General features: G+C 58.0%; 26 protein-coding genes. 20 read left to right on the top strand and 6 right to left on the bottom strand.

Annotation, left to right across the window (positions count from 1 at the left end; genetic code table 11):
- Positions 1-11: 11 nt before the first annotated feature.
- Together recG and ubiA are read left to right on the top strand one after the other, a co-directional pair.
- Positions 12-2,072, top strand: a complete 2,061-nt coding sequence (gene recG, locus ABCS64_RS11945) for an ATP-dependent DNA helicase RecG (protein WP_418892118.1) — start codon at positions 12-14, stop codon at positions 2,070-2,072.
- A gap of 13 nt (positions 2,073-2,085) precedes the next feature.
- On the top strand, positions 2,086-2,973 hold the full coding sequence (gene ubiA, locus ABCS64_RS11940; protein ID WP_418892117.1) for a 4-hydroxybenzoate octaprenyltransferase: 888 nt from the start codon (positions 2,086-2,088) through the stop codon (positions 2,971-2,973).
- A gap of 151 nt (positions 2,974-3,124) precedes the next feature.
- On the opposite strand, the gene ABCS64_RS11935 is transcribed toward ubiA, so the two are convergent.
- Positions 3,125-3,619 (bottom strand): Dps family protein, encoded by a 495-nt coding sequence (locus tag ABCS64_RS11935; protein WP_418892116.1) that lies wholly within the window; start codon positions 3,617-3,619, stop codon positions 3,125-3,127.
- Positions 3,620-3,840: 221 nt separating this feature from the next.
- On the opposite strand from ABCS64_RS11935, the gene ubiD reads away from it, so the two are divergent.
- Both ubiD and ABCS64_RS11925 read left to right on the top strand, forming a co-directional pair.
- Complete coding sequence (gene ubiD, locus ABCS64_RS11930; RefSeq protein ID WP_418892115.1) at positions 3,841-5,334, top strand: 4-hydroxy-3-polyprenylbenzoate decarboxylase; 1,494 nt, start codon at positions 3,841-3,843, stop codon at positions 5,332-5,334.
- Between the two features lie 145 nt (positions 5,335-5,479).
- A complete protein-coding gene (locus ABCS64_RS11925) occupies positions 5,480-6,589 on the top strand; it encodes an MBL fold metallo-hydrolase (protein ID WP_418892114.1) in 1,110 nt (369 codons plus the stop codon).
- A gap of 143 nt (positions 6,590-6,732) precedes the next feature.
- On the opposite strand, the gene ABCS64_RS11920 is transcribed toward ABCS64_RS11925, so the two are convergent.
- The 3 genes from ABCS64_RS11920 to ABCS64_RS11910 all read right to left on the bottom strand — a co-directional run bounded on the left by ABCS64_RS11920 (position 6,733) and on the right by ABCS64_RS11910 (position 8,578).
- Entirely contained in the window at positions 6,733-7,332 is a 600-nt protein-coding gene (locus ABCS64_RS11920) for a DUF4126 domain-containing protein (RefSeq protein WP_418892113.1), read from the bottom strand.
- A 149-nt stretch (positions 7,333-7,481) separates the two neighbouring features.
- Positions 7,482-7,727 carry a GlsB/YeaQ/YmgE family stress response membrane protein gene (locus ABCS64_RS11915; RefSeq protein WP_418892112.1) on the bottom strand — a complete coding sequence of 82 codons (246 nt, stop codon included), beginning with the start codon at positions 7,725-7,727 and terminating at the stop codon, positions 7,482-7,484.
- 125 nt (positions 7,728-7,852) lie between these two features.
- Positions 7,853-8,578, bottom strand: coding sequence for a YebC/PmpR family DNA-binding transcriptional regulator (locus ABCS64_RS11910; protein WP_418892111.1), 726 nt, complete (start codon positions 8,576-8,578; stop codon positions 7,853-7,855).
- 192 nt (positions 8,579-8,770) lie between these two features.
- On the opposite strand from ABCS64_RS11910, the gene ABCS64_RS11905 reads away from it, so the two are divergent.
- From ABCS64_RS11905 to ABCS64_RS11830, 16 genes are all read left to right on the top strand, one after another.
- A complete protein-coding gene (locus ABCS64_RS11905; protein ID WP_418892110.1) occupies positions 8,771-10,357 on the top strand; it encodes a helicase HerA-like domain-containing protein in 1,587 nt (528 codons plus the stop codon).
- 353 nt (positions 10,358-10,710) lie between these two features.
- Positions 10,711-11,504, top strand: a protein-coding gene (locus ABCS64_RS11900; RefSeq protein ID WP_418891373.1) for an IS5 family transposase whose coding sequence is annotated in 2 segments (ribosomal slippage) — positions 10,711-10,987 and positions 10,987-11,504 — 795 coding nt in all. Because the reading frame shifts where the segments join, the coding sequence is not laid out codon by codon here.
- 78 nt (positions 11,505-11,582) lie between these two features.
- Positions 11,583-11,894: a hypothetical protein gene (locus ABCS64_RS11895; RefSeq protein ID WP_418892109.1), complete on the top strand. Its 312-nt coding sequence runs from the start codon at positions 11,583-11,585 to the stop codon at positions 11,892-11,894.
- A 288-nt stretch (positions 11,895-12,182) separates the two neighbouring features.
- Positions 12,183-14,093: a tRNA uridine-5-carboxymethylaminomethyl(34) synthesis enzyme MnmG gene (gene mnmG, locus ABCS64_RS11890; protein ID WP_418892108.1), complete on the top strand. Its 1,911-nt coding sequence runs from the start codon at positions 12,183-12,185 to the stop codon at positions 14,091-14,093.
- Positions 14,090-14,755, top strand: coding sequence for a 16S rRNA (guanine(527)-N(7))-methyltransferase RsmG (gene rsmG / locus ABCS64_RS11885; RefSeq protein WP_418892107.1), 666 nt, complete (start codon positions 14,090-14,092; stop codon positions 14,753-14,755). Before mnmG ends, rsmG begins: the two co-directional genes overlap by 4 nt.
- Position 14,756: 1 nt before the next feature.
- Entirely contained in the window at positions 14,757-15,581 is an 825-nt protein-coding gene (locus ABCS64_RS11880; RefSeq protein WP_418892106.1) for a ParA family protein, read from the top strand.
- Positions 15,578-16,426, top strand: coding sequence for a ParB/RepB/Spo0J family partition protein (locus tag ABCS64_RS11875; RefSeq protein ID WP_418892105.1), 849 nt, complete (start codon positions 15,578-15,580; stop codon positions 16,424-16,426). Before ABCS64_RS11880 ends, ABCS64_RS11875 begins: the two co-directional genes overlap by 4 nt.
- 269 nt (positions 16,427-16,695) lie before the next feature.
- Positions 16,696-17,037: an ATP synthase subunit I gene (locus tag ABCS64_RS11870; RefSeq protein WP_418892104.1), complete on the top strand. Its 342-nt coding sequence runs from the start codon at positions 16,696-16,698 to the stop codon at positions 17,035-17,037.
- A gap of 1 nt (position 17,038) precedes the next feature.
- A complete protein-coding gene (atpB, locus tag ABCS64_RS11865; RefSeq protein ID WP_418892103.1) occupies positions 17,039-17,911 on the top strand; it encodes a F0F1 ATP synthase subunit A in 873 nt (290 codons plus the stop codon).
- Between the two features lie 63 nt (positions 17,912-17,974).
- Positions 17,975-18,217 carry a F0F1 ATP synthase subunit C gene (atpE, locus tag ABCS64_RS11860; RefSeq protein WP_418892102.1) on the top strand — a complete coding sequence of 81 codons (243 nt, stop codon included), beginning with the start codon at positions 17,975-17,977 and terminating at the stop codon, positions 18,215-18,217.
- Positions 18,218-18,285: 68 nt separating this feature from the next.
- Positions 18,286-18,756, top strand: coding sequence for a F0F1 ATP synthase subunit B (locus ABCS64_RS11855; protein WP_418892101.1), 471 nt, complete (start codon positions 18,286-18,288; stop codon positions 18,754-18,756).
- Entirely contained in the window at positions 18,756-19,292 is a 537-nt protein-coding gene (locus ABCS64_RS11850; protein ID WP_418892100.1) for a F0F1 ATP synthase subunit delta, read from the top strand. The genes ABCS64_RS11855 and ABCS64_RS11850 overlap by 1 nt, the downstream gene beginning before the upstream one ends.
- A gap of 9 nt (positions 19,293-19,301) precedes the next feature.
- Positions 19,302-20,840, top strand: coding sequence for a F0F1 ATP synthase subunit alpha (gene atpA / locus ABCS64_RS11845; protein WP_418892099.1), 1,539 nt, complete (start codon positions 19,302-19,304; stop codon positions 20,838-20,840).
- A 13-nt stretch (positions 20,841-20,853) separates the two neighbouring features.
- Entirely contained in the window at positions 20,854-21,723 is an 870-nt protein-coding gene (gene atpG / locus ABCS64_RS11840; protein ID WP_418892098.1) for a F0F1 ATP synthase subunit gamma, read from the top strand.
- A gap of 48 nt (positions 21,724-21,771) precedes the next feature.
- Positions 21,772-23,172: a F0F1 ATP synthase subunit beta gene (atpD, locus tag ABCS64_RS11835; protein ID WP_418892097.1), complete on the top strand. Its 1,401-nt coding sequence runs from the start codon at positions 21,772-21,774 to the stop codon at positions 23,170-23,172.
- Between the two features lie 33 nt (positions 23,173-23,205).
- On the top strand, positions 23,206-23,646 hold the full coding sequence (locus ABCS64_RS11830) for a F0F1 ATP synthase subunit epsilon (protein WP_418892096.1): 441 nt from the start codon (positions 23,206-23,208) through the stop codon (positions 23,644-23,646).
- Between the two features lie 177 nt (positions 23,647-23,823).
- Here ABCS64_RS11830 and ABCS64_RS11825 read toward each other — a convergent pair whose 3' ends face one another.
- Both ABCS64_RS11825 and feoB read right to left on the bottom strand, forming a co-directional pair.
- On the bottom strand, positions 23,824-24,039 hold the full coding sequence (locus tag ABCS64_RS11825) for a hypothetical protein (RefSeq protein WP_418892095.1): 216 nt from the start codon (positions 24,037-24,039) through the stop codon (positions 23,824-23,826).
- Between the two features lie 105 nt (positions 24,040-24,144).
- On the bottom strand, positions 24,145-26,652 hold the full coding sequence (feoB, locus tag ABCS64_RS11820; RefSeq protein WP_418892094.1) for a ferrous iron transport protein B: 2,508 nt from the start codon (positions 26,650-26,652) through the stop codon (positions 24,145-24,147).

Raw genomic sequence — 26,652 nt, 5'->3', positions numbered from 1 at the left:
CGCAGCGACGCATGACCGACCCTGTTCAAATTACGATGGCGGCTGATGAAATCATTGCCTCGCCGGCAATCAAGGCCAAGCTGCGTAAGCTTGGACTGATCCGGCGCGATGATCTCATCCTGCATTTGCCGGCGCGTTATGAAGATGAAACTGTAATCACGCAGATTGCGGCGGCATCCAATGGCATGACAGTTCAGGTCGAGGCCATCGTGCTTGATGTTTCCGTGCAATTTCGCCCGCGCCGTCAGTTGGTTGCGCGTGTTGCCGATGCCAGTGGCGAACTGTACATACGTTTCCTAAATTTTTATGGGAACCAAGTTAAACAACTCGAGAAAGCGCGCGACGAAAAAGCACCGTTGCGATTGTTCGGAGAAATTCGTTTAGGGTTTTTCGGCGCGGAAATGGTGCATCCACGCTATCGGCTGGCAAGCCAGACGGTACTTCCTGATGCACTGACGCCGGTCTATCCGACGACCGCCGGTTTGTCACAAGCGATATTGCGCAAACAAATTCTGTCGGCGCTGAAAAGTGCCGACCTGTCCGAACTGATTGACCCCACCTGGCGGGATGCCCATGATTTCCCGGCATTTGACCAGGCAGTACATTTCCTGCACCAACCGCCGCCAGAAACCGAGCCATCTGCCTTGCAACGGCACACACATCCGGCCTGGCGGCGTATCAAGTTCGACGAACTGCTGGCGCAGCAGATTTCCCTGCGGCGAGCCTATCGGGCACGGCGAAGTACAGGGGCGCCGGCTCTGGTCAGCCCAGGCCATCTTGCCGATCGGCTATTGGCGGCTTTGCCTTTTGCGTTGACCCGTGCGCAAAAGCGCGTCATGGCCGAAATCAGTCATGACCTGGCGCAAACCCACCCGATGCAACGCCTTCTGCAAGGCGATGTCGGGAGCGGGAAAACCATACTGGCGGCGCTGGCTGCATGTCAGGCGATCGAAGCCGGCTATCAGGCGGCCTTTATGGCGCCGACAGAAATTCTGGCCGAGCAGCATTATCTAAAACTCAATGAATGGCTGACGCCGCTCGGCATCCAGGTCGTATGGCTGTCCGGCCGTCTCAAAAAATCAGTCAAGCAGGCGCGGCAGGCTCAGGCAGCCGGCGCATCGCATCTGCTCGTAGGGACGCATGCGCTGATTCAGGAGGGGGTCGATTTTGCCCGGCTGGGCCTGGCGATCGTTGATGAACAGCACCGTTTTGGTGTGGCGCAGCGGCTCGAACTACGCAAGAAAGGCGCGAATCCACATCAGCTCATGATGTCGGCAACACCGATTCCGCGTACCCTGGCGATGAGCTATTACGCCGATCTCGATGTTTCCGTGCTCGACGAGATGCCGCCGGGGCGGCGCCTGGTGACCACCAAACTGGTATCTGATGCACGGCGCGATGAGGTCATTGAACGCGTCCGTACGGTGATTGACGCAGGGCGGCAGGTATATTGGGTGTGTCCTCTGATCGAAGAGTCGGAGAAAATCGACCTGCAAGCAGCGCTCGATACGTATATGACGCTGACGCAGGCGTTACCCGAATGCCGTGTCGGCCTTGTGCACGGCCGCCTCAAAGGCGATGAAAAAGCCGCCATGATGGCCGCTTTTGTTGCCCGTGATATCGACATTCTGGTGGCGACGACAGTGATCGAGGTCGGTGTCGACGTGCCCAATGCCAGTCTGATGGTCATCGAACATGCCGAACGCTTCGGCCTGTCGCAGTTGCACCAGTTGCGTGGTCGGGTCGGGCGTGGCGCGCATGACTCGGTGTGCGTGTTGCTGTATCAAAAACCGTTGTCGCCGACAGCGCGGGAGCGTCTAAAAGTCATTTATGAAAACAATGACGGTTTTGAAATTGCCCGACAGGATCTGCGTCTGCGTGGGCCGGGCGAGTTTGTCGGCAGTCGCCAATCTGGGCTGCCGCTGCTGCGTTACGCCGATCTTGAGGCGGATATCGACCTCATTGAAATGGCGCGGACGGTGGCGGAGCAGTTGCTAAACGAAGCGCCTGCGCGTGCACAGCGCCATTTGCAGCGCTGGTTGGGCGGCCGCGAAGAAATGCTCAAGGTTTAGTGAGAATCACATCATGTCCAGTGAATTTTCCCGGTTATGCGAACGTTTCTTCCGCTATATGCGGCTGATGCGCCTGGATCGCCCCATTGGAATTTTGCTATTGCTTTGGCCGACGCTCTGGGCGCTGTGGCTTTCCGCGCATGGCTGGCCGGATGGGCGGGTACTGTGGGTTTTCCTGCTGGGCACTGTACTGATGCGCTCGGCCGGCTGTGTAATGAACGATTTGGCTGACCGTGATTTTGACCCGTATGTTGCGCGTACCAAAAATCGTCCGCTGGCTACCGGCGAAGTTTCGACCAAAGAGGCATGCATCCTCAGTCTTGCCCTGGTTTTTCTCGCCTTTTGCCTGGTGCTGGCGTTACGCAACTGGCACTTGCTCGGCTGGTCGGTGATCGCCCTGTTTCTCGCCGCCACCTACCCGCTGACCAAACGCTTCCTGGCCATTCCGCAGGCGTATCTTGGCATTGCGTTTGGCTTTGGCATTCCGATGGCCTTTATTGCGCAACATGGCGCAGTGCCTCCAATCGCCTGGGAACTTCTGTTAGCCAATGTGTTCTGGGCGATAGCCTACGATACGGAATACGCCATGGTTGATCGTCCTGACGACCTCAAGATCGGCATCCGTACCTCAGCAATTACTTTCGGCCGTTTTGACGTGGCGGCTGTCATGATTTGCTACGCCCTGACGCTCGGGCTGATCGGCTGGGTGGGCATTCAAGCCGAGATGGGCGGGGCGTTCTATACCGGTCTCGCCATTGCTGCGGCCATTGCCGTCTACCACTTTACGCTGATTCGCGGGCGCGAGCCGGCTAAGTGTTTCCAGGCCTTTATGCACAATAACTGGCTGGGACTGAGCATTTTCATCGGGATTGTTGTGGATTTCTCGCTTTCTGGCGGATGAATGGCGCATCTTGGGCGCGCGCGTTTTTATTTTTTACCTTTTCTGCCTGCCAATAAAAAAGCCCGCTAGACGCGGGCTTTTGCATGTGGATGAAATATCCGGCGGGCGCTTGAACTGCAAAAATTGACCATGCCCCCATGATGTGAAGCGCTTACTCTTCCAGCAGGCTGCGCAGCATCCAGGCTGTTTTTTCGTGAACGTCAAGGCGTTGGGTCAGCAGATCGGTGGTCGGCTGGTCGTTGGCTTCGGTGACCAGCGGCAACAGGTCGCGCGCCGTGCGAGCCGTGGCTTCCTGCGCGGCAACGAGGAGGGCGACCATTTCCATCGCCTTCGGTGTGCCGACGGCGCCCGGAATCGTGCTGAGCTTCTTGTACTCGTCATAGCTGCCCGGCGCGATGACGCCCAGCGCGCGGATGCGTTCTGCAATGACATCCAGTGCATTCCATTGTTCGGTGTATTGATCCATGAACATGGTATGCAGGGTGTTGAACATCGGTCCGGTGACATTCCAGTGGAAATTGTGCGTCATCAGATACAGCGTAAAGCTGTCAGCCAGCAGTTTGGACAGCCCCTTGGCAATGGCGATGCGATGTTCTTCGGAAATGCCGATGTCGATCTTGCGTACGTCGATTTTCGTGTCTTTCATTACAGTCTCCTGAACAGTGATGGAAAATGTCCGATCTATCTATTGCCACAGGCGTGGCAGCGTGACGCTATCGGGCGGTTTGCTTTGATCGGAAAGCATGTGCGCAGTGTACGTTCTCACCTGCCATAAATCCAATTGAAAGTGGCAATGTGTTTGATAGCGAAGGTTTATCAGGCAGCCTGGCCTATAATTCATTCGCTTTTCTATGGACCCGACCTGTCATGCATGATCACGACCTTCGCGATTTCATCACGCGCCTGGAAGGCATGGGCGAACTCAAACGTATCCGTGCAGAAATCGATCCCTATCTGGAAATGACAGAAATTTGCGACAGGGTATTGCGTGCGGGCGGCCCGGCCATTCTGTTTGAAAAGCCCAAAGGACATGACATTCCTGTGCTCGGCAACCTGTTCGGCACGCCGCGCCGCGTGGCGCTTGGCATGGGCGCGCAATCCACCGCCGCCTTACGCGAAGTCGGCCGGCTGCTGGCTTATCTCAAAGAGCCGGCGCCGCCTGCGGGGCTGAAGGATGCCTGGAAAAAATGGCCGATATTGAAGCAGGCGCTCCATATGGCGCCCAAGATTCGCACATCGGCGCCTTGCCAGGAGATTATCCGGGAAGGCCAGACAGTCGATCTCTCGTGCTTGCCGATCCAGCATTGCTGGCCAGGCGATGCGGCGCCGCTGGTGACCTGGGGGCTGACGGTGACGCGCAGCCCGCAGGGCTTGCCAACCTCGAAATCGCGCCAGAACCTGGGCATTTACCGGCAGCAGGTGATCGGGCGCAACAAGCTCATCATGCGCTGGCTGGCGCATCGCGGCGGCGCACTCGACTTTCGTGACCATTGTCTGGCGCATCCTGGCCAGCCCTTCCCGGTCGCCGTTGCGCTGGGATGCGACCCGGCAACGATTCTTGGCGCGGTGACGCCGGTTCCCGACACCTTGTCCGAATACCAGTTTGCCGGCCTGCTGCGTGGTGCGCGTACCGAGCTGGTCAATTGCCTTGGCGACTTGCAGGTCAAGGCGGGGCTACAGGTGCCCGCCGCGGCGGAGATCGTGCTGGAGGGCGTTATCCAGCCGGACGAAACGGCGCTGGAAGGCCCTTTCGGCGATCATACCGGCTACTACAACGAACAATCGATGTTTCCGGTTTTTACCGTCGAGCGCCTCACAATGCGTAAAAATCCGATTTATCACAGCACCTACACGGGCAAGCCGCCCGATGAGCCGGCCATGCTGGCCGTGGCGCTCAATGAAGTGTTCGTCCCGATTCTGCAAAAACAGTATCCCGAAATCGCCGATTTCTACCTGCCGCCGGAAGGCTGCTCGTACCGGCTGGCGGTGGTCAGCATCCGCAAACAGTATCCCGGTCACGCCCGCCGCATCATGTTCGGTATCTGGAGCTTTCTGCGTCAGTTCATGTACACCAAGTTCATTATCGTCGTCGATGACGACATAAACATCCGTGACTGGAAAGAGGTCATCTGGGCGATGACGACACGCGTCGATGCGGCGCGCGATACCCTGATCACCGAGAATACGCCGATCGACGCGCTTGATTTTGCATCGCCGGTGGCGGGCCTCGGCAGCAAGATGGGCATCGACGCCACCCATAAATGGGCGGGGGAGACAACCCGCGAATGGGGGCGTCCGCTGGTCATGGACGAGGCAGTCAAGCGGCGCGTCGATGCGCTCTGGGATTCCCTCGGTCTATAGTTTTGGCTGCTGGCGTTTGGCGAATGCCAATCACTCGAGGCCGTTTGCGGGCATGATTGAGGGGATTCAAACCTGCGTCTTTTCAAGGCCGCGTCTGTAACGTGATCGTTGTGGCCTCACATTGATGCCATTACCGACAATAAAAATGATATTGCTTAAATTACTCAAATACCTGCTGATATTCGGCATGCTCCTTGCCGGTGCCGTGTATGCCTTTATCCGTTTTCATCCCGTGTTCGGCGGCACGCCCGATGCGGCGAGCATGGCAAAAATCCGCGCCAGCCCAGCGTTTGACGGTGAGCGGTTCAACAATCTGGAACCGACGGTACTGCTGACCGCCGACCACAAACCTTCATTGATCGATTGGGTGGTGTCGATGATGACGGCACCCGCCGATAAAAACCCACAACAGCCATTGCCGTCCGAACCATTCGATGCCACGCAGCTACAGGACGGAAAATTCGTCTGGTTTGGGCATTCCACCCTACTGTTTCAGACGGCGGGGCAACGCATCCTGACCGACCCGGTGTACTACCGCGCCTCCCCCGTGCCCTTCTTCGGCGGCAAGCCCTTTGCCGCAGTGCATACGCCGCATATTGCGGACCTGCCGGCCATCGATGCGGTGCTGCTCTCCCATGACCATTACGATCATCTCGACTATTACACCATCAAGGAAATCAAGGACAAAGCCGCGCATTTTTACGTTCCGCTGGGCGTCAAGGCGCACCTGCAACGCTGGGGCGTGGCCGATGCAAAAATTACCGAACTCGACTGGTACGAAAGTGCCAAGCTAGGCGACGTAAGCTTCACGCTCGCCCCGGCGCGCCATTTCAGCGGCCGTAAGCTGGACAACCGCTTTTCCACCCTGTGGGGAGCGTGGGTGATCAAATCGCCCGATCTCTCGCTGTTCTTCGGCGCGGACGGTGGGTACGGCCGCCATTTTGCCGACATTGCCAGGCGTTATGCACCGTTTGATCTGGTAATGCTGGAAAATGGTTCCTACAACCAGGACTGGGCGCAGGTTCATGAGATGCCGGAAGAAACGGTCCGGGCGGCGCGCGACTTGGGCGTCACTCGATTGATGCCGATACATTGGGCGAAATTCGACCTCGCCTACCACCCCTGGACGGAACCGATCGAACGCCTGGAAAAAGCCAGCGCAAATGCGCCCTATACCCTGATTACGCCCAAGATCGGCCAGGTCTTCGACCTACAGAATCCACCGCAGGAACGATGGTGGAAACAGGTGAAATGAGGCTGTCCAAAAAGATCGCCGCAACAAACGGCCGAGCGTGTTCCCGATGCCGCTATATGCCGCTATGTGCAGGGTTTGCCGGCACCGTGCCGTCTGCCTTGACAGGGTGGTGTGTGGGTGTGTCGCCTGCTCCGTTCGCACGCTTACGCCGTCGTGCTCGGCTTCTTCCGGAAAATTGCGAAAAACGCGCGGATGCCCCGCCAGATTTTGGGCAGCAGCCAAAGCAGAAGAAGGATAAAAAGGCCGAGCAGAATCAGGAAAAGAATCGGGTGTGCCACAGCGATCCATAATCCCGAGGCCGTCAGGACATCTTCGCCGAGCGAAGCCGTGACGTTGGAAAACGGTTCGGGTGACGTATTGATCAGCGCACGGCCGCCGGCCTTGGCGGCAAAGGTGCCGGCCGTCAGCGTGCCGCCGAGCAGCCCAGCGGCGACCATCAGCGCTGGGTCGTGTTCGCCCATGGCCAGTGCGGCCAGCAGCGCCCCGGCCGGGATGCGGATAAAGCCCTGGAGAGCATCCCAGAACGAATCGACGGCAGGCACCTTGTCGGCGAGAAATTCGATGCACAGCAAAACGCCGGAAAGGCCGATGATCCACGGATTTTCGAGCACGCTGAGCGTCGCGGGCAGTTGCAGATAGCCAAGCCGCCCCAACAAACCCGCCAGAAAAACTACGGCATATAAGCGCATGCCGCTGGCCCAGGCCATGCCGCCAGCGAGCGCTAAGGATTGAAGGATATCCATGTCGGGAAATGCGGATGAGGAAAAAGCCGCCTATCAACGGGGGAACGGACGCCCTGCGGGGGAATGAGCATTGTACGGAAAAGTACGGAAAAGAAATGATCACCAGATATTGCGGGAGGAATCATTCCAGTGCCGCCGGCGATCCCATTTTATTTTTGGCGGATCTTGCCGTAAATCACCAGCAGGACGATGGCGGCAATAACCGAGGCAATGAACCCCGCGCCCTCGCCGGCCTGATACCAGCCAAGTGCCTGGCCGACGACGCCGGCGGTAAACGCACCGCCGATGCCGAGCAGCACGGTCATGATGAACCCCATGTTTTCCTTGCCTGGATGCAGCAGCTTGGCGATAAGACCGATGATGAAACCGAGAATGATCGTCCAGATGATACCCATGAGATAACCTCCAGAAATAACGGCGATTGCGGGTGATTCAGCGTTGAAGCGCCGTCAGGTTGAATGTGCGAAGCGCGCAACGCACAGGGGAAGAGGGAAAGTCTCGTGCAGAATCAAGTTCGCTTTCAGTCGTCGATGACCACGCTGGTGTAGACCTCCTGCACGTCGTCCAGGCTTTCCAGCGCATCGAGCAGCTTTTGCATTTTGACGGCCTCTTCGCCGCTCAGTTCAGTTTCGTTTTCCGCCTTCATCGTGACCTGGCCGAATTCCGCCGTAAACCCGGCTGCCTCCAGTGCATCCTTAACCGCTATGTAATCGTTTGGCAGCGTGATGATTTCGATGGAGCCGTCATCGTTGGTGATCACATCATCCGCGCCGGCTTCGATCGCAGCGTCCATCAGCTTCGATTCATCGACGCCGGGCGCAAACAGCAATTGGCCACAATGCTTGAACTGGAAGGCCACACAGCCGTCCGTGCCCATGTTGCCGCCGTGCTTGGTAAAGGCGTGGCGCACATCGGCCACGGTGCGCGTCCTGTTATCCGTCAGACAGTCGACCATAATTGCCGCGCCGCCGATGCCGTAACCTTCGTAGCGAATTTCCACATACTCGACGCCTTCCAGCTCGCCTGTGCCTTTTTTGATCGCGTTTTCGATCTTGTCCTTCGGCATGTTGCAGGCCTTGGCCTTGTCGACGGCCAGCCGCAGGCGCGGGTTGAATCCGGGGTCGCCGCCGCCCATCTTGGCGGCGACGGTAATCTCTTTGGCGACCTTGGAAAAGGCGGCGCCGCGTTTTTCATCCTGGCGTCCCTTGCGGTGCTGGATGTTGGCCCATTTGGAATGTCCGGCCATGCTGTATTCTCCGACGTACAGTTGCGCGCGATGGGGCTTGCCTACCGGCGCGATGCATTGGTTGATTGAGGGTTGATAAATGCTTGATAATCAGGGCAGCTATTTTATCATTCCCGTATTTGCATTGATTGCTCGCCTGCTTTGGCGGATTTCCGGGCATTGCTGATTGATTATTTTCGACTGGAGTTTGTTATGGCTGAACCGCTTGTTGTCGCCCGCCACGGGCAAACCGATCTTGCCCTGCTGCCGGCGTTAGCCAATCGCCACGGCCTGATTACCGGCGCGACAGGCACGGGCAAAACCGTGACCTTGCAGGTCTTGGCCGAGCGCTTTTCCTCCATCGGCGTGCCGGTGTTCATGGCCGACGTCAAAGGTGACCTGTCCGGCCTGGCCGCGCCGGGCGCAGACAGCGACAAGCTCAAGCAGCGCCTGCAATCCCTGGGCATCAACGACTGGGCGCCGGAACGGTTTCCTGTCACCTTCTGGGACGTCACCGGCGAGCAGGGGCACCCGGTGCGGGCGACGGTTTCCGACATGGGGCCAGTTCTTTTCTCCCGCCTGCTCAAGCTCAACGACATCCAGTCGGGGGTTCTGCAACTCGTCTTCAAAATCGCCGACGACCAGGGGCTGCTCCTGCTCGACCTCAAGGATTTGCGGGCGATGGTGCAGCACGTCGGCGATTGCGCCAAAGAGTACACCACCGAATACGGCAACGTCTCGGCCGCCTCCATCGGCGCCATCCAGCGCGGCCTGCTGGCGCTGGAACAGCAGGGCGGCGAGCGCTTCTTCGGCGAACCGATGCTCGATATTGCCGATCTGATGCAGACCGACGGCGCACAAAACGGCAAAGGCGTCATCAACATCCTCGCCGCAGACAAACTGATGGCCTCGCCTGCGGTGTACTCGACCTTCCTGCTTTGGCTGCTCTCCGAACTGTTTGAAAGCCTGCCGGAAGTTGGCGACCCGGAAAAACCGCGGATGGTCTTCTTCTTTGACGAAGCCCACCTCCTCTTCAACGACGCGCCGCCCGCGCTGCTGGAGAAAATCGAACAAGTCGTGCGCCTGGTGCGCTCGAAAGGCGTCGGCATCTACTTCGTGACACAAAACCCGCTCGACATCCCCGACAAGGTACTCGGCCAGCTCGGCAACCGCGTACAGCACGCACTGCGCGCCTTCACCCCGCGCGACCAGAAAGCCGTCGCTACGGCAGCGCAGACGCTGCGGCCAAACCCAGCCTTCGACGCGGCCGCAGTGATCACCGAACTGGGCGTGGGCGAAGCACTCATCTCCTTCCTGGACGAAAAAGGGCGGCCGCACATCGTCGAGCGCGCCTTCATCCTGCCGCCGGCCTCGCGCATTGGCCCCTTGACAGCTGCGGAACGGCAAGCGGTCATCCAGGCCTCACTGGTCTATGGCGTGTACGAAAAAACGGTAGACCGCGAATCGGCCTTTGAAAAGCTCAAAAACGCCGCCCAGGCAGCGCCGCAGGCCGGGCAACCGACGGCGGGCGCCGCATCGGGCGGCTACGGTCAAAAGCAAGTCGCCACGCCGGCGCAGAATGCGGGCGGGCAAACGACCGGGCAGGCGGGCGACGGCGGCGGCCTGCTCGGCAGCCTGGGCGACATCTTCGGCAGCAAAACCGGGCCGCGCGGCGGCCACCGCGAAGGCATCGCCGAATCCCTGGCCAAGAGCGCCGCGCGCGCCATCGGCTCGCAGGTCGGCCGCGAAATCATCCGCGGCGTCCTCGGCTCAATCCTCGGCGGCTCAAAGCGGCGCTAAACCGGCGGGCCTTGGCTGTATATTTAAAAGGCAGTGGTCATGTCAGGCGTTGGCGCGCCGCAATCCTTGGCGACAGTTCCCGACGACGGTAAGCGTCGGCGGCGCTAAACCGGCAGGTCGGCAGTCCGCGTGTTTCGGGTATTCCAGCAAAGGGCGCCTGAAACCCGCATGAATAGGGAAACGTAGCGATGCCTACCCGCCAGCCCAGTGTTGACGCGGGCTTCAGAGGTGCCTGCCTGCAAACGCCGTAAATACACGGGCTGCAGCGGCATATGCCCGAAAACGCCCTAAATACGCGGGCCTTAGGGGTATGTCTAAGAACGTGTTCATAGTCTCTGCTGTAAAGTATCGTTATGAACAGAAAAGCCTACCCAAGCGATATAAGTCGCACACAATTTGCTACTCTTCTTCCTCTTTTGGAAAGTGCTCGCAGACGCACAGCACCGCGCAAAGTGGACTTGTACGATGTCTTTTGTGCCATTCTCTATCTTCTACGCAACGGCTGTGCCTGGCGTGCCTTACCGGGCGATTTTCCCAAATGGCGCACCGTTCATTCCTACTTCCAAAGATGGAGTGAGCCCCGGGAAAGTGGCATCAGTCTCTTTGAGGAAGCGTTAAAAAAAATCAGGTGGCCGCAGCACGTCGCAAGCAGGGGCGCCATGAAGCAACCACTTTCCTGATTATTGATGCGCAGAGCGTGAAGAACACGGATACCGCCATGGAAAAAGGCTACGATGCGGGCAAGAAGGTTAGCGGTATCAAGCGACATATAGCGGTTGACACGCAAGGTTTGCCGCATGCCCTTGCGGTAACGACGGCGGATGTTACGGATAGAAAAGGCGGCCTGGTGGCATTGGAACGTGACAGAGATAATCTTGGTGCGGTACAAAAAGTCCTTGCCGACGGAGGTTACACGGGTCAGGCATTTGCTTCGTCGGTACAGGAGTTGATTGGTGCGGAAGTAGAGATTGCCAAACGAAACGAATTGCAGCGTTTTGCGGTATTGCCAAAGCGATGGGTAGTAGAGCGCAGTTTTTCCTGGTTGGAAAAGAACAGACGGCTTTGGAAAAACTGCGAGCGTAAGTTGAGTACCAGTCTGCAAATGGTAGTTTTGGCTTTCTTGGGAATCCTGCTACGAAGACTATGAACACGTTCTAAGGCGCGTAGCGCCGCCCTCGTCAAAAAATGCGCGCAGAAGGACGCTGCCGCCTGCTACGAAATGGCGATGCGCTACCAATTCGGCAAGCAGGGCGTCATGCGCAACCGCCTCAAAGCGCAAGGCTATTTCGACAATGCCTGTGCGTTGGCAAACGGGGCGCTGAAAGAAGCCGCCTGCCTGCGCAATGCCGCCGCGCTCGAATCCTTCGCCAGCGGCGAATGCCGCAGCCTGGTCATCTACGACGCGCTCTGTGAGGGTGGATCGCCGCGCGCGTGCCAGAACCTGGACAGAATGAAACGCGACGGCTGGCACCCCAAAGAGCAATGCAGCGATGCGGTGGTTACAAAATTCGGCGACGGCACAGCCAGGAGGGATTAAAAAGGGGTGCCCGCAAACCCGCGTGGATAGGGCATCTCTGGGCATCTCCGGGCAACTCCTCGCAAACCCGCATGGATAAAGGATCTCCGGGGGCCACTTCTGAAACGCCCTGTTTATAAGGGTTTCCGGGCGCCTCCTCTGAGATGCCCGAAATACGCGGGCTTCAGGGCATCCCTTTGGCGATGCGCTGACTACACGCGCGGGCGGGGTGCCGCGGATTACCGGCGAAGTGGCGTAAAATTCGACTCCTTGCCAAGGTCCTGGTTTCTCTTCGCTTTCTGACTTTTTATGCAATTTTCTGACCGTTTCGACGTGATCGTGGTCGGCGGCGGCCATGCCGGCGCCGAGGCGGCGCTTGCCAGTGCGCGCATGGGAGTGAAAACGCTGCTGCTGACGCACAATCTCGATACGCTTGGCGCGATGAGCTGTAATCCGGCGATTGGCGGCATCGGCAAGGGGCATCTTGTCAAGGAGGTCGACGCACTCGACGGCGCTATGGCCGCCGCAACGGATGAGGCGGGCATCCAGTTTCGCATTCTCAATGCCTCGAAAGGGCCAGCGGTGCGCGCCACGCGTGCGCAGGCCGATCGCATCCTGTACCGGCAGGCGATCCGCACGCGGCTGGAAAGCCAGCTAAATCTCACCCTGTTTGCGCAGGCATGTGATGACCTGATCGTCGAAAGCGGATGCGTCACCGGCGTGGTGACGCAGGATGGCATTCGCTTTGCCGCGCGCGCCGTGGTGCTGACGGCCGGCACTTTCCTCAATGGCAAGATCCACGTCGGCCTGTCGCATTCGCCGGGCGGGCGTATGGGCGATCCGCCGGCCAATGCGCTGGCGGCGCGGTTGCGCGAGTTGCAGCTGCCCGTCGGGCGGCTGAAGACCGGCACGCCGCCGCGCCTGGACGCAAAGACCATCGACTTTTCAGCGCTGGCCGAGCAGCACTCGGACGAGCCGCTGCCCGTGTTTTCCTTCCTCGGCCGGGCGGAGCAGCACCCGCGCCAAATGCCCTGCTGGGTGACGAATACCAATGCACGCACGCACGAGATCATTCGCAGCGGTCTCGACCGATCGCCGATGTACACTGGCGTCATTGAAGGCGTCGGGCCGCGTTACTGCCCGTCGATCGAAGACAAAATCCATCGGTTTGCGGCCAAGGAAAGCCATAATGTCTTTCTTGAGCCGGAAGGGCTGACGACGTGCGAAGTCTATCCAAACGGAATTTCAACGAGCCTGCCGTTTGACATACAGCTGGCGCTGGTGCGCTCGATGAAAGGGCTGGAGAACTGCCATATCCTGCGCCCCGGTTATGCCATCGAGTACGATTATTTCGACCCAACCGGCCTGAAGACCTCGCTGGAAACCCGAGCCATCAACAACTTGTTTTTTGCCGGCCAGATCAACGGCACGACGGGCTACGAGGAGGCAGCGGCGCAGGGCTTGCTGGCGGGGGCGAATGCGGCCCTGCGGGCGCAGGGAAAAGACGGCTGGTCGCCGCGTCGTGATGAGGCGTATCTCGGCGTGCTCGTCGATGATCTCGTTACGCGCGGCGTTTCCGAACCGTACCGTATGTTTACCAGCCGTGCCGAATACCGGCTGTCTCTGCGCGAGGATAACGCCGACCTGCGTTTGACCGAGCAGGGGCGGCGGCTTGGGCTGGTCGGAGATGTCCGCTGGGCTGCCTTTTGCGTCAAGCAGGAGGCCATCGCGCGCGAGCTGGCGCGCCTGCGCGCGACCTGGGCGCACCCGGCCAAGGTTGATCAGACGCGCGTCGAGCGTCTGCTGGGGCAGCCGATTGAGCGTGAATATACGCTCTATGACCTATTGCGCCGCCCGGGCGTCAATCATGCCGGGCTGATGTCGCTTGGCATCGGCGCGGAAGCGGTCACGGACGATCCGCAGGTGATCGAGCAGATCGAGATTCAGGCCAGATATCAGGGGTATATCAACCGGCAGGCCGAGGAAGTGGCGCGCAGCCTCGATCAGGAAACAATGCCCCTGCCCGAGGATCTCGATTACGAGACCGTTGGTGGGCTGTCTGCCGAAGTGCGCCAGATCCTGATCCGGCGGCGGCCGCAGACCATCGGCCAGGCCTCGCGTATGCAGGGCATCACGCCGGCGGCAATTTCTATTTTGTTGGTACATCTCAAACGTCTGGCGTCCATCGCGGCATCTGACGCCGCGTGTGCGCGGTCATGACGCCGGCGGCATCGCTTGCCGAAGGGCTGCGTGCATTGACGATCGACGTGCCCGCCTGCGCGCAGGAGAAGCTGCTGGCATATCTGGCGCTGCTCGACAAGTGGAACCGCACGTACAGCCTGACCGCGCTGCGTGCGGCGGACAAGGCAGTCAGCCATCATTTGCTCGATTCGCTGGCTATTCTGCCTTTTCTACCGCTCCCGGCGGACGGATGCTTGCTCGATGTGGGCAGTGGCGGCGGCATGCCGGGAATCCCGCTGGCGATTGCCTGCCCGGCGCGATCCGTTATGCTGCTCGACAGCAATGGCAAAAAAGCGGCCTTTCTCCGGCAGGCGGTGATTGAACTGGGGTTGCCCAATGTGGCGGTTCACGCCGGGCGGGTTGAACAGTATCATCCACAGCACGGCTTCGCTGTAATCGTTTCGCGCGCTTTTGCCAGCCTGGCCGATTTTGTCGCGCTATCGGCGCCTCTGCTGGCGCCGGGTGGAGCCTGGCTGGCGATGAAAGGCGCTTGTCCGCAGGCGGAAATCGCTCGCCTGCCGGCGGGCGTGGGCGTCGATGCCGTGCATCGGCTGACGGTGCCGGGCGTCGAGGGTGAGCGGCATCTGCTCGTCCTGCGCAAAACCTTGGATGAACCGCCGCAGGCGGATTCGGAGAAATGAATTGGCAAGAATACTGGCAGTAACCAACCAGAAAGGCGGTGTCGGCAAGACGACGACGGCGGTGAATCTTTCGGCGTGTCTGGCAGCGTTGGGTCAGCGCGTGCTGATGATCGACCTTGACCCGCAAGGCAACGGCACGACGGGCTGCGGTATCATCAAGCGTGAGGCGTTGCCGACGGTGTATCAACTGCTGATCGGCCGTTCGACGTTGGCGCAGGCGCGCCTGAAGACCGATTTTGGCTTTGATATTCTGCCCGCCAACCGTGAGCTGGCCGGCGCGGAAGTTGACCTGATCGATATGGCGGGCCGCGAGTACCGGCTGCGTGACGCCCTGGCGCCGGCGTTGGGCGATTATGATTTCATCCTGATGGATTGCCCGCCAGCGCTGAATATGCTGACCGTGAATGGATTGACCGCTGCCGATGCGGTCATGATTCCGATGCAGTGCGAATATTATGCGCTGGAAGGCTTGACCGACCTTGTGGCGACGCTGAAAAAAGTGCGCGTGCATCTCAATGCACGGCTGGAGATCGAAGGGCTGCTGCGCACCATGTTCGATCCGCGCTCGACGCTGACGCAGCAGGTATCAGGCGAACTGGTCGAGCATTTCGGCGACAAGGTGTATCGCACGATCATCCCGCGCAATGTACGGCTGGCGGAAGCGCCGTCCTATGGCAAGCCGGTGATCGCATTCGATCGTCTGTCGAAAGGGGCGCAGGCATACTCGGCGCTGGCGCAGGAGCTGCTGGATCGTCAGGCGGCGATGGGCGCCACGACAGAATTGGCGGGGGCGTCTGGACAACCGGCGAAAGGAAGATTGGTATGAAAAAGAGGGAAAAAGGACTCGGCCGCGGCCTGGATGCTTTGCTGGCGGGGGATCGCGGCGTCGGGCAGGAGCAACAGCGCGCCCTGCCGGTTGCCTGTTTGCAGGCAGGGAAATATCAGCCGCGCACGCATATGGACGCAGCCTCGCTCGAGGAGCTGGCGGCCTCGATCCGCGCCCAGGGGTTGATGCAGCCGATTCTCGTGCGGCCGCTCGGTGACACCGGCGATCGTTACGAAATTGTTGCCGGCGAACGGCGCTGGCGGGCGGCGCAGCTTGCCGGCCTGACTGAGGTCCCGACGCTGATCCGTGAAATTCCGGATGAGTCGGCGCTGGCAATGGCGCTGATCGAGAACATTCAACGCGAGAATCTCAACCCGCTTGAGGAAGCGCAGGGTTTGCAGCGTCTGGTCGATGAATTTTCCATGACACACCAGCAAGCGGCCGATGCTGTTGGCCGTTCGCGCCCGGCGGCGTCGAACCTGCTGCGCTTATTGCAGCTCGCCAAACCCGTACAGGCGCTGCTGATGGCGGGGCGGCTCGACATGGGGCATGCGCGTGCGCTGTTGCCATTGCCCGCTGACGTACAGATACAGTTGGCGCAGCGCATTGTGCAGAAAGCTTTGTCCGTGCGTGAAGCGGAGCGGCTGGCGCAGCAAACGCTGAAACCGCCCAAAGTGCCGACTGACGCGCGGCCGGACCGTGATCTGTTGCGCTTGCAGGAGGAGCTGGCTGATCTGCTGGGCGCACCGGTGGAAATTCGCACCAACAAAAAGGGCGCCGGCCGTATACAGATTGGCTTTGGCAATCTGGATCAACTGGAAGGTATTCTTCAGAAACTGAAATGATGGGCAGGGCTTTCCCCCGGTAATCCGCCTTAACCCCGAATGCTTGCGGCGTGAGGGGTACGGTTTGGCGTAGTGTGAAACAGCGCCGCCATTTTTGTGGAATTTGCCAAACCGCGAATGTGGGTATCGGAAAACCGCAGTAGTTTGTTTTTTTAGGCTATGTTATAAAGCCGCCTGTTACAAACAGCGGGCGATCATCCTGTCGTCCTAGGCAAGCGTATCGGGGATATGGCGAATGACCGATGGGTGCAAACTTTTGGGAATAAGCCATGTTTAGGTTCATCCTGACGCAAGCTGCCGTCGTTGTCATCACCGCTATTGTCATGGGCGTATTCTTTGGCTGGCGGAGTGCTGTATCGGCGGGAATAGGCGGGGGTATCTGCGTGTTGCCGAACTTTCTTTTTGCCCTGCATCTGAAGTTCACGGCACACAGGTTCGCTACAGGCGGGGCGGCGGGTTTCTTTATTGGCGAGTTCGTCAAGGTTGCGCTAACGCTCGGTTTGTTGGCTGTAGCAATAAAAAAATACGCCGATCTGCATTGGCCTTCACTGTTGGTCGGTATGGTGCTTGCTTTGCAGGCGGGGTTATTGGGTTTCTGGAAAAAGTCCTGATATGGCGACAGGTCATGAGGTAGCTGCTGGCAATCCGCCCAGTGCGGGAGATTATGTTTTGCACCACCTGGGGAATTTCAATTCTGCCGGGCATCCGCAAACTGCCATCGTCGATTTCAGTATCTTCAATTACGATACCTTTTTCTTCTCACTTGTGCTGGGGGCGGCTGCCTGCCTGGTGATGTGGCTGATTGCCCGCAAAGCCCGTTCAGGTGCGCCGGGACGCGCGCAAGCGGCGTTGGAAATCTTGGTCGAGATGGTTGATGGGCAGACCAAGATGATTGTGCATAATGAACAGTCGCGTCGATTTGTCGGGCCGTTGGCGCTGACTGTTTTTATATGGGTTTTCCTGATGAATTCGATGGATTTCCTGCCGGTCGATCTGTTGCCGACACTGTGGCAGAAAATCTCTGGGAATGACCATGCCTATCTGCGCGTGGTGCCGACGGCCGACCTGAGCGGCGCGATTGGTTTGTCGGCGGGCGTTCTGCTGATCTGTTTTTTCTACAACATCAAAATTAAGGGGCTGGGCGGCTGGGTGCATGAACTATTTACTGCGCCATTCGGTAACAGCCCTCTGTTTTATCTGCCTAATTTTGCTATGCAATGCGTTGAGTTCGCCGCTAAAACCATTTCGCACGGCATGCGGTTGTTCGGCAATATGTACGCGGGCGAGCTGCTGTTTCTGCTGATTGCGCTGATGGGCATGTTCGCCCCCGCCATGTCTACGTCAGGCGGCATCATGATGTGGTTGGGGCATGTGATCATCGGTTCGTTCTGGGCGCTTTTCCATATCTTCATCGTTGTGTTGCAGGCATTCATCTTCATGATGATGGCGTTGGTTTATGTTGGGCAGGCGCACGAAAGCCATTAACGGATCGGAGTTTGTTTGGGCAGTAAGTTTTTTGATCGTCAATCCTATCTTGAGGAGTAATTCATGGAACAAGTCTATGCATATGTCGCTATCGCTTGCGGTATGATCATCAGTCTGGGTGCGCTTGCGGCCTGCTTTGGAATCAGCTTGATGGGCGGGAAGTATCTGGAAGCCTCGGCCCGTCAACCCGAGCTGATGAATGATCTGCAAGTCAAGGTGTTCATCCTTGCTGGTCTGATCGATGCGGCGTTCATCATTGGCACGGGCGTTTCCGCCTGGTTCGCTGTCTCGACCTTCCTCAAGTAAAGGATTCGTCCCGGTTTCCCACCGATTTGGGAGACTTCGTCTACTTTGCTTATGGAAAGGTACCTGACGTGTATCTGAACTCTACTTTATTTGCACAGATCGCGGTTTTCATCGTTCTCGCGCTGTTTACGATGAAGTTCGTCTGGCCGCCGATTGCCAAGGTGCTTGACGAGCGGGCGGCGAAAATTGCCGAAGGGCTGGCGGCCGCAGAGCAGAGTCGCAACGCTCTTAAGTCTGCTGAAAAACGTTCTGCCGAAACGGTGCGCGCTGGGCAGGAAAAAGTGGCCGAACTACTGCTGCAGGCGGAAAATCAGTCGCAGCGGATCATCGAAGCGGCCAAGGCGCAGGCGCAGATTGAGGCCGAGAAAATTATTCTCGGCGCCAAAGCCGAAATCGAGCAGGAGGCCTTACGTGCCCGCGAGGCCTTGCGCGAGCGAGTGGCCGATCTGGCCGTGGCGGGCGCTGAGAAGATTCTGCGCCGTGAAATCAACGCTGGCATACATGCTGATCTGCTTGCCCAGATCAGGCGGGATTTCTGATGGTTGAGGCGATCACTATTGCCCGGCCTTATGCCCAGGCGGTATTTCGGCTGGCCAAGGATACCAGGGCGCTAGATGCCTGGTCGGCGCGCCTCCGGCGTTTGGCCGAAATTGCCCAGGACCCACAGATGGCTCGGGCGATCGATAATCCGAAATTTTCACCGACGCAGCTTGCCGAGCTGTTTGTTTCGCTTTCCGGTGAGCCGGGCAATGTTGAACTGGCCAATTTTGTTGGCATGCTGGCAGAAAACGAGCGTTTCGGCATGCTTCCCGATATTTGGGCAGCGTATGAACAAGCCAAGATGGCGGATGCGGGTGTCAAGATTGCGCTTATTAGCAGCGCTTATCCACTTGACGATGCGCAATTGAAAAATTTGACCGGGGAGTTCGAGGCGCATTTCGGTGTTCGTCTGGAAGCACAGGTTTCTGTCGATCCAAATCTGATTGCCGGCGTCAAGGTGACTGTCGGTGATCAGGTTCTCGACCTCTCCGTGCGCGGCAAGCTGGATGCGATGGCCGCAGCGCTCAAGAATTAGGAGAAATGCATGCAATTGAATCCTTCCGAGATCAGTGAACTGATCAAGAGCAAGATTCAGAATCTGGATATGGGTTCCGAAACGCGGACGCAAGGAACCGTTGTTTCGGTGACCGATGGTATCTGCCGGATCCACGGGCTGGCTGATGTCATGCAAGGTGAAATGCTTGAGTTTCCTGGCGGCACTTTCGGCATGGCGCTCAACCTGGAACGCGATTCTGTCGGCGCAGTGGTGCTTGGTGAATACGAGCAGATTTCTGAAGGCGATGCCGTGCGCACGACCGGGCGCATTCTTGAAGTGCCGGTTGGCCCGGAACTTCTGGGTCGTGTGGTTAATTCACTGGGCCAGCCAATTGACGGCAAGGGGCCGGTGAATGCCAAACTGACTGACAAGATCGAAAAAGTTGCGCCGGGCGTCATCTGGCGCAAATCGGTATCGCAGCCGGTTCAAACGGGCCTGAAGTCGATCGACTCGATGGTGCCGATTGGCCGGGGGCAGCGCGAACTCATCATCGGTGACCGGCAAACCGGTAAGACGGCGGTGGCGGTCGATACGATCATTAACCAAAAGGGCAAGGATCTGTTCTGCGTCTATGTGGCGGTCGGGCAAAAAGCCTCCACGGTAGCCAACGTCGTGCGCAAGCTCGAAGAGCACGGCGCCATGGAATACACTATCGTTGTTGCGGCCACGGCCTCGGAATCGGCGGCGCTGCAATACATTGCCCCCTATGCGGGCTGTACGATGGGCGAATATTTCCGCGATCGCGGACAGGATGCGCTGATCATCTACGACGATCTGACCAAACAGGCCTGGGCATATCGCCAGGTCTCTTTGCTGTTACGTCGCCCGCCGGGGCGCGAAGCCTATCCGGGCGACGTGTTTTATCTGCATTCGCGCCTGCTTGAACGCGCCGCGCGTGTCAATGAGGAATACGTCGAGCACTTTACCCAAGGCGAAGTCAAGGGGAAGACCGGCTCGCTGACGGCGCTGCCAATTATCGAAACGCAGGCGGGCGACGTTTCTGCGTTCGTGCCGACCAATGTGATTTCGATTACCGACGGCCAGATTTTCCTGGATACTGACCTGTTCAACTCGGGTGTGCGTCCGGCTATTGACGCCGGGATTTCCGTGTCGCGGGTGGGTGGCGCAGCGCAGACCAAAGTCATCAAAAAATTGGGCGGCGGCGTGCGTCTGGCCCTGGCGCAGTACCGCGAACTGGCGGCTTTTGCACAGTTCGCCTCTGACTTGGATGAGGCCACTCGCAAGCAGCTCGATCGTGGCCGTATGGTGACTGAGCTGATGAAGCAACCGCAGTATTCACCCATGTCTGTTTCGGAGATGGCCATCACGCTGCACGCTGTCAATCAAGGGTTCTTCGATGATGTGGACGTCAAGAAAGCGCTAGAGATTGAAAAACAGATGCATGCTTTCATCAAGCAGAATTACGGCGATCTGGTCGATGCCATCGAAACCCGGAAAGACCTTGATGCCGAGGCCGAGAAGGCTTTGACTGACGCGATCGGCGCATTCAAGGCTTCCATCGCCTGAGCGGGGAATCGATATGGCGAGCGGCAAGGAAATCCGCAACAAGATCAAAAGCGTCGAAAGCACACGCAAGATCACCAAGGCGATGGAGATGGTCGCCGCTTCGAAAATGCGTAAGGCGCAGGATCGCATGCGGGCGGCACGTCCCTATGGCGAGAAGATTCGGCGCGTGGCCGGTAATCTTTCCAATGCGTTGACCGAATACAGCCATCCTTTTCTTGAACCGAGGGAGACGGTCAACAACGTCGGCCTGATTGTGGTGACCTCCGACAAGGGACTGTGTGGCGGCCTAAACACCAACGTTCTGCGCTTGGCGCTGAGTCGGATGAAAACCTGGGATGCCGAGGGCAAACGCCTGCAGGTTTCGGCGATCGGCAACAAAGGTTTCAATTTTATGATGCGTGCCGGCGCCAATATCGTTTCACACTTGATCGGCCTGGGTGATACGCCGCGCCTGGAAGCGTTGATCGGTCCGGCCAAGGTGATGATCGACGCCTATCTGAACGGCGAGGTCGATGTCGTTTATATCGCCTACACGCGCTTCATTAATACGATGAAACAGGAGCCGGTCGTCGAACAGCTACTCCCGTTGTCGGGTGATCTGGCAGAGGGGAGCGGAAGCGGGGCGTTGTGGGATTATCTTTATGAGCCGAATCCGGAAGAAGTCGTCGATACCCTGCTATTGCGCTATGTCGAAGCGCTGCTCTATCAGTCGGTTGCCGAAAACATGGCCTCCGAACAAAGTGCGCGCATGGTGGCGATGAAATCGGCGTCCGACAACGCCAAGAGCGTGATAGGCGAACTCCGGCTGATGTATAACAAAGCGCGTCAGGCGGCAATTACCAAGGAGCTTTCGGAGATCGTCGGCGGCGCTGCAGCCGTCTGATCGCAGGCCGATCGTACACAAACCGGTTTATTGATTGAGGACAAGACGATGAGTCAAGGAAAGATTGTTCAGTGCATCGGCGCCGTGGTCGACATCCAGTTTCCGCGCAATGCCATTCCCAAAGTTTATGACGCGCTCGAACTCGATAAATCCGAGGAACACGCGGGCTGTGAGGCTGACCTGGTCTTCGAGGTGCAACAGCAGCTTGGTGATGATGTGGTGCGCACGATTGCACTGGGGTCATCTGACGGTCTGCGCCGTGGCATGAAAGTCAACGCAACTGGCGCACCTATCTCGGTGCCGGTGGGTGAAGCGACGATCGGCCGTATTGTCAACGTGCTGGGCCGCCCGATCGACGAAGCGGGGCCGATTGCGACGGAAGAGCGGCGTTCCATTCACCAGCCCGCACCGAAATTCGACGAGTTGTCGCCTTCGGTCGAGTTGCTCGAAACAGGCATCAAGGTCATCGACCTCGTTTGCCCGTTTGCTAAAGGCGGTAAGGTTGGCCTGTTTGGCGGCGCGGGCGTCGGCAAGACGGTCAACATGATGGAGTTGATCAACAATATCGCCAAACAGCACTCCGGTCTGTCGGTATTTGCCGGTGTCGGTGAGCGCACCCGCGAGGGCAACGACTTCTATCACGAAATGAAGGATTCGAACGTGCTCGACAAAGTGGCGATGGTCTTCGGCCAGATGAACGAGCCGCCCGGAAACCGCCTGCGCGTTGCGCTGACCGGTCTGACCATGGCCGAACGTTTCCGCGACGACGGTCGTGACATCTTGTTCTTTGTTGACAACATTTATCGTTATACGCTGGCCGGGGTCGAAGTCTCGGCGCTGCTTGGGCGGATGCCTTCAGCAGTCGGCTACCAGCCGACGCTGGCCGAAGAAATGGGGCGTTTGCAGGAGCGCATCACCTCGACCAAGGTCGGTTCGATCACCTCGATTCAGGCGGTGTATGTGCCTGCTGATGACTTGACCGACCCGTCACCGGCGACGACTTTCCTCCACCTTGATTCGACGGTCGTGCTTTCGCGCGATATCGCCGCACTCGGCATCTATCCCGCTGTCGATCCGCTTGATTCGACTTCGCGTCAGCTCGATCCACAAGTCGTCGGCGAGGAGCATTACAAGGTTGCGCGTGCCGTACAAATGACCTTGCAGCGTTATAAGGAACTGCGCGATATCATCGCCATTCTCGGGATGGACGAACTGTCGCCGGATGACAAGCAGACCGTTTACCGCGCACGCAAAATTCAGCGTTTCCTGTCACAACCGTTCCATGTAGCCGAAGTCTTTACCAATGCGCCGGGCAAGTATGTACCGCTCAAGGATACGATTCGCGGCTTTAAGATGATTGTCGAGGGGGAATGCGACAATATTCCCGAACAGGCCTTCTATATGGTGGGCAGTATCGAAGAAGCGCTTGAAAAGGCCAAGACGCTGTAAGGCAAGAAGCGACTATTCAAGGAGCGATCACTTATGTCATCACAAAGGCTTCATGTCGATGTCGTCAGCGCCGAAGAGCAGATTTTTTCGGGTGAGGCCGAATTCGCCGTTTTTCCCGGCGTGCAGGGCGAGATCGGCGTTTATCCGCGGCATACGCCGCTGTTGACGCACCTGAAGTCGGGGACTATCCGCCTCAAACTTCCGGACCGGAAAACGCCAGAACTGGTCTATGTCTCCGGCGGCATTCTCGAAATCCAGCCGGAGCTGGTGACGGTGCTGGCGGATACGGCCATTCGCGCGCGCGATCTGGATGAGGCCAAAGCCATTGCGGCTCGGCAGAACGCCGAAGCGTTGGCTGAAACACGGCAGACCAACGTTAATTACGCAGCGGCGGAAGCTGAGCTGATGCAATCGGTCGCCCGCCTGAAAGATATTTCAAAGCTTACCGGCAAGCGCCGCAGCGGGTACTCGTAGCATACAATGCGGGCTGTTTTCTGCGCGTATATAGGGACAAGCCTGACCCAACCCGGATATCGAATATCACATAGCAGATAAACAGATATCTACCCGTGCAGTATTCTGAAAATGTAAAGCCCCTTACTGGTTGCGTAAGGGGCTTTCGTTTTTAATTAAACTTTTCTGTACCGTTCATCATTTCTCAAATGTGATGGAATGCCGCAGCCCGTTTTCCTGCTGCGGTTTTCTGCTACAGCCTTTTGCCTTGCCGCAACTGGAGCAGGCGCAGCCCTTCTTGATAAAGAATTTGCGCCACAAATAGAGGCAGGCAATGGCAGCGATGGCGATCAGTATTCCCCACTCCGTCCAGTCCAATGTGGTTTCTGCGCTTAGATCAATCGAGGGTGTCATGGTGATTTTTCTCTCGGGTATCAAATGTCAAATCGACCTGCCCGCAAACCCCCGTAAATCATGGGCTAGCGAACAGGAGGCTTATCAATGTTCATCCATGCCGTTTCATGAAGAATATTCCGGTTGTCCCAGATGAACGCCAAAAGGCCGGCGGTATAGCCCGACGATCAGCAACAGCGCCAGACCAATGAAATACACCGCCGAGAAGGCCTGGATGCCGCTCAAGCCCAGCGCACTGCCTAAAGTATAGACGCCGCTGGCAACGAGCAGCCCCAGCGTGGTGGGGAAAATCATGGAAAACAGCATCCATTTGTAGGAGCCCGTCTGCACGCGAATCATGATGGTCGTTGCCAGGCAGGGCGGGTAGAGGGCAAAAAACAAAATCAGCGCAACGGCGGTGAGTGCATCGTAGCCATGAGCCTTCTGTTCTTCACCCATGCGCTCTTCCAGCGTGCGATTTTCTTCGTCATCCTGGCCGAACAGTACGCCCAGTGTTGCCACGCTACTCTCACGCGCCGAAAAGGAGCTAAGGAGGGCAACATTGATTTTCCAGTCAAAATTGGCAAATCGCGTGACGCTTTCCAGGCTGCGCCCGACGCGCCCCAGAATACTGTTTTGAATGCGGATTTCCTTCATTTCGCGGCGCATGTCTTTGCGGGCATCGTCCAGCTTTTTCAGGTTGCGCGCGGCCTTTTTAGCCATTACATCCCCGCCGCGTTGTAGGAAAGGATAGAAACCGGGATATTTGGCCGCGTAATCCTGGTCAAGCTGTTTGGCCGCTTTCGGGCCGGAGACATTGAGTTTCTGCGCGCGGTAGCTGTTATAGACATTGACCAGATCAATCAGTTTTTTCTGATCATCGACAGCGGCCAGGTGCGGATTGCCTTGCATGCCTTTGTAGAACGCGGCAATGGCTGCTTCGGCCCTGCCGCGGTACTCTGCATCCTGCTGCGGAGTGAGACCAGGAAATTGCAGCAGAATGTACACCACCGTGGCGACGGCAACGACGATCGTGCCCACTTTCTTGATATACAGCCAGGTGCGATCAAATGCACGGCGCAACACGCTCTTGATGCCTGGCAGATGATAATGGGGCAGCTCCATGACGAAAGGTGCTGTCTCCATGTTGCGTAGCACCGAGACCGTGAGCAGCTTGGAAACGAGCAGCGCAATGATGATGGTGATGGTGGAAATGTAGAACAGAATCAGTCCCTTGTCTTCCGCAAAATAAATGTTGACGAGTAAGACATACAGCGGCACTTTGGCCAGACAGTTCATAAAAGGTACGGTAAGAATGGTGGCCATGCGCGCGCGCGTATCGGGAATGCCTTTGGTCGCCATGACGCCGGGCACGGCGCAGCCGCCGGCGAATACGCCCGCCAGTATCAGCGGTAACGTGGACTGGCCGTGCATCCCAAAGCGGTGCAGGATGCGATCGAGGATAAAGGCGATGCGCGCCATGTAGCCGCTGTCTTCCAGAATAGCGATGAGTGCAAACAGAATCAGGAAGATAGGCACGTAATTGAGCAGGGTATTCGCCGAATCGACCATCCATAGCCCCATCGAGCGTAATTGCGGATCGACCAGAAAGCCGGCGTCAGGCAGGATCGACGCCACCAGGTTGCGCAGACCGGCGAGAAGCGGCCAGGTGATTTTAGTCAGCTCATAACCCTGTACGATGGAAAGCTGGTAGATCAGCCAGATCGTCAGGATCAAAAATACGGGCGCAAATATGCGGTTCAGCAAAACCCTGTCCAGCCGTTCGGTGAAACCGATCTTGTTCGGCGTGTGCTGCTCCACCGCCGCTGTACAGGCGGCTTCGGCCGCTTCATGGCGGAGGCGGAGTGCGGCATCGGCAAACGATTGCCCGGTGCTTTGCGTGTATTCTGTCGATAAGGCATCCGCGCCTTTTTTCAGGTTTTGCCATACTTCCGGCAAGGCCTGATGTGCGGCATTGGCCAGGCTTTCATCATTTTCCAGCGTCAATACCGCTGCCCATCGGCGCGGATAGCCAGGCAACAATTCTGGGTGCTGCGCCCAAGCCTCCGTTTGCGCGTGGACGGCGCCTTCCCATTCGCCATAGGGAAAAGACGGCGCAATTTGATTCCCTGTGGAAATTTCAGCAATCTTGTTACGCAGCGCCTCGATACCCTGCCCTTTGCTACCGATGGTTGCAATCACGGGAATGCCCAGGTGCGCTTGCAGCTTGTCCGCATGGACGGCCAGCCCCAGCTGCTGCGCTACATCGACCATATTCAGCGCCAGCACAATCGGACGGTTGAGTTCCATGAGCTGGAAGGTCAGATGCAGGCTGCGTTCCAAATTGGCCGCATCAACGACATTGATGATGACGTCCGGCGCTTCGCCAAGCAGAAAGTCCCGGGCGACGCGTTCTTCCGGGGAAAATGAAGTCAGCGCATAAGCGCCCGGCAGATCCACGACTTCTACGCGCTGTCCGTCATGGCGGTAGAAGCCGCTTTTTTTGTCGACGGTCACGCCTGGATAATTGGCAATGTGTTGCTGCAAGCCGGTCAGGGCATTGAACAACGTGGATTTTCCTGAGTTTTGCTGGCCGGCCAGAGCGACGAGCAGCCTGTCTTTCTTTTCCATCAT

It is taken from the genome of Dentiradicibacter hellwigii (assembly GCF_041770905.1).
In the GTDB taxonomy this organism is placed as follows: domain Bacteria; phylum Pseudomonadota; class Gammaproteobacteria; order Burkholderiales; family Rhodocyclaceae; genus Propionivibrio; species Propionivibrio hellwigii.
Note: the sequence above shows the minus strand (reverse complement) of the source record. Positions and strands in the feature narration are given on the sequence as shown.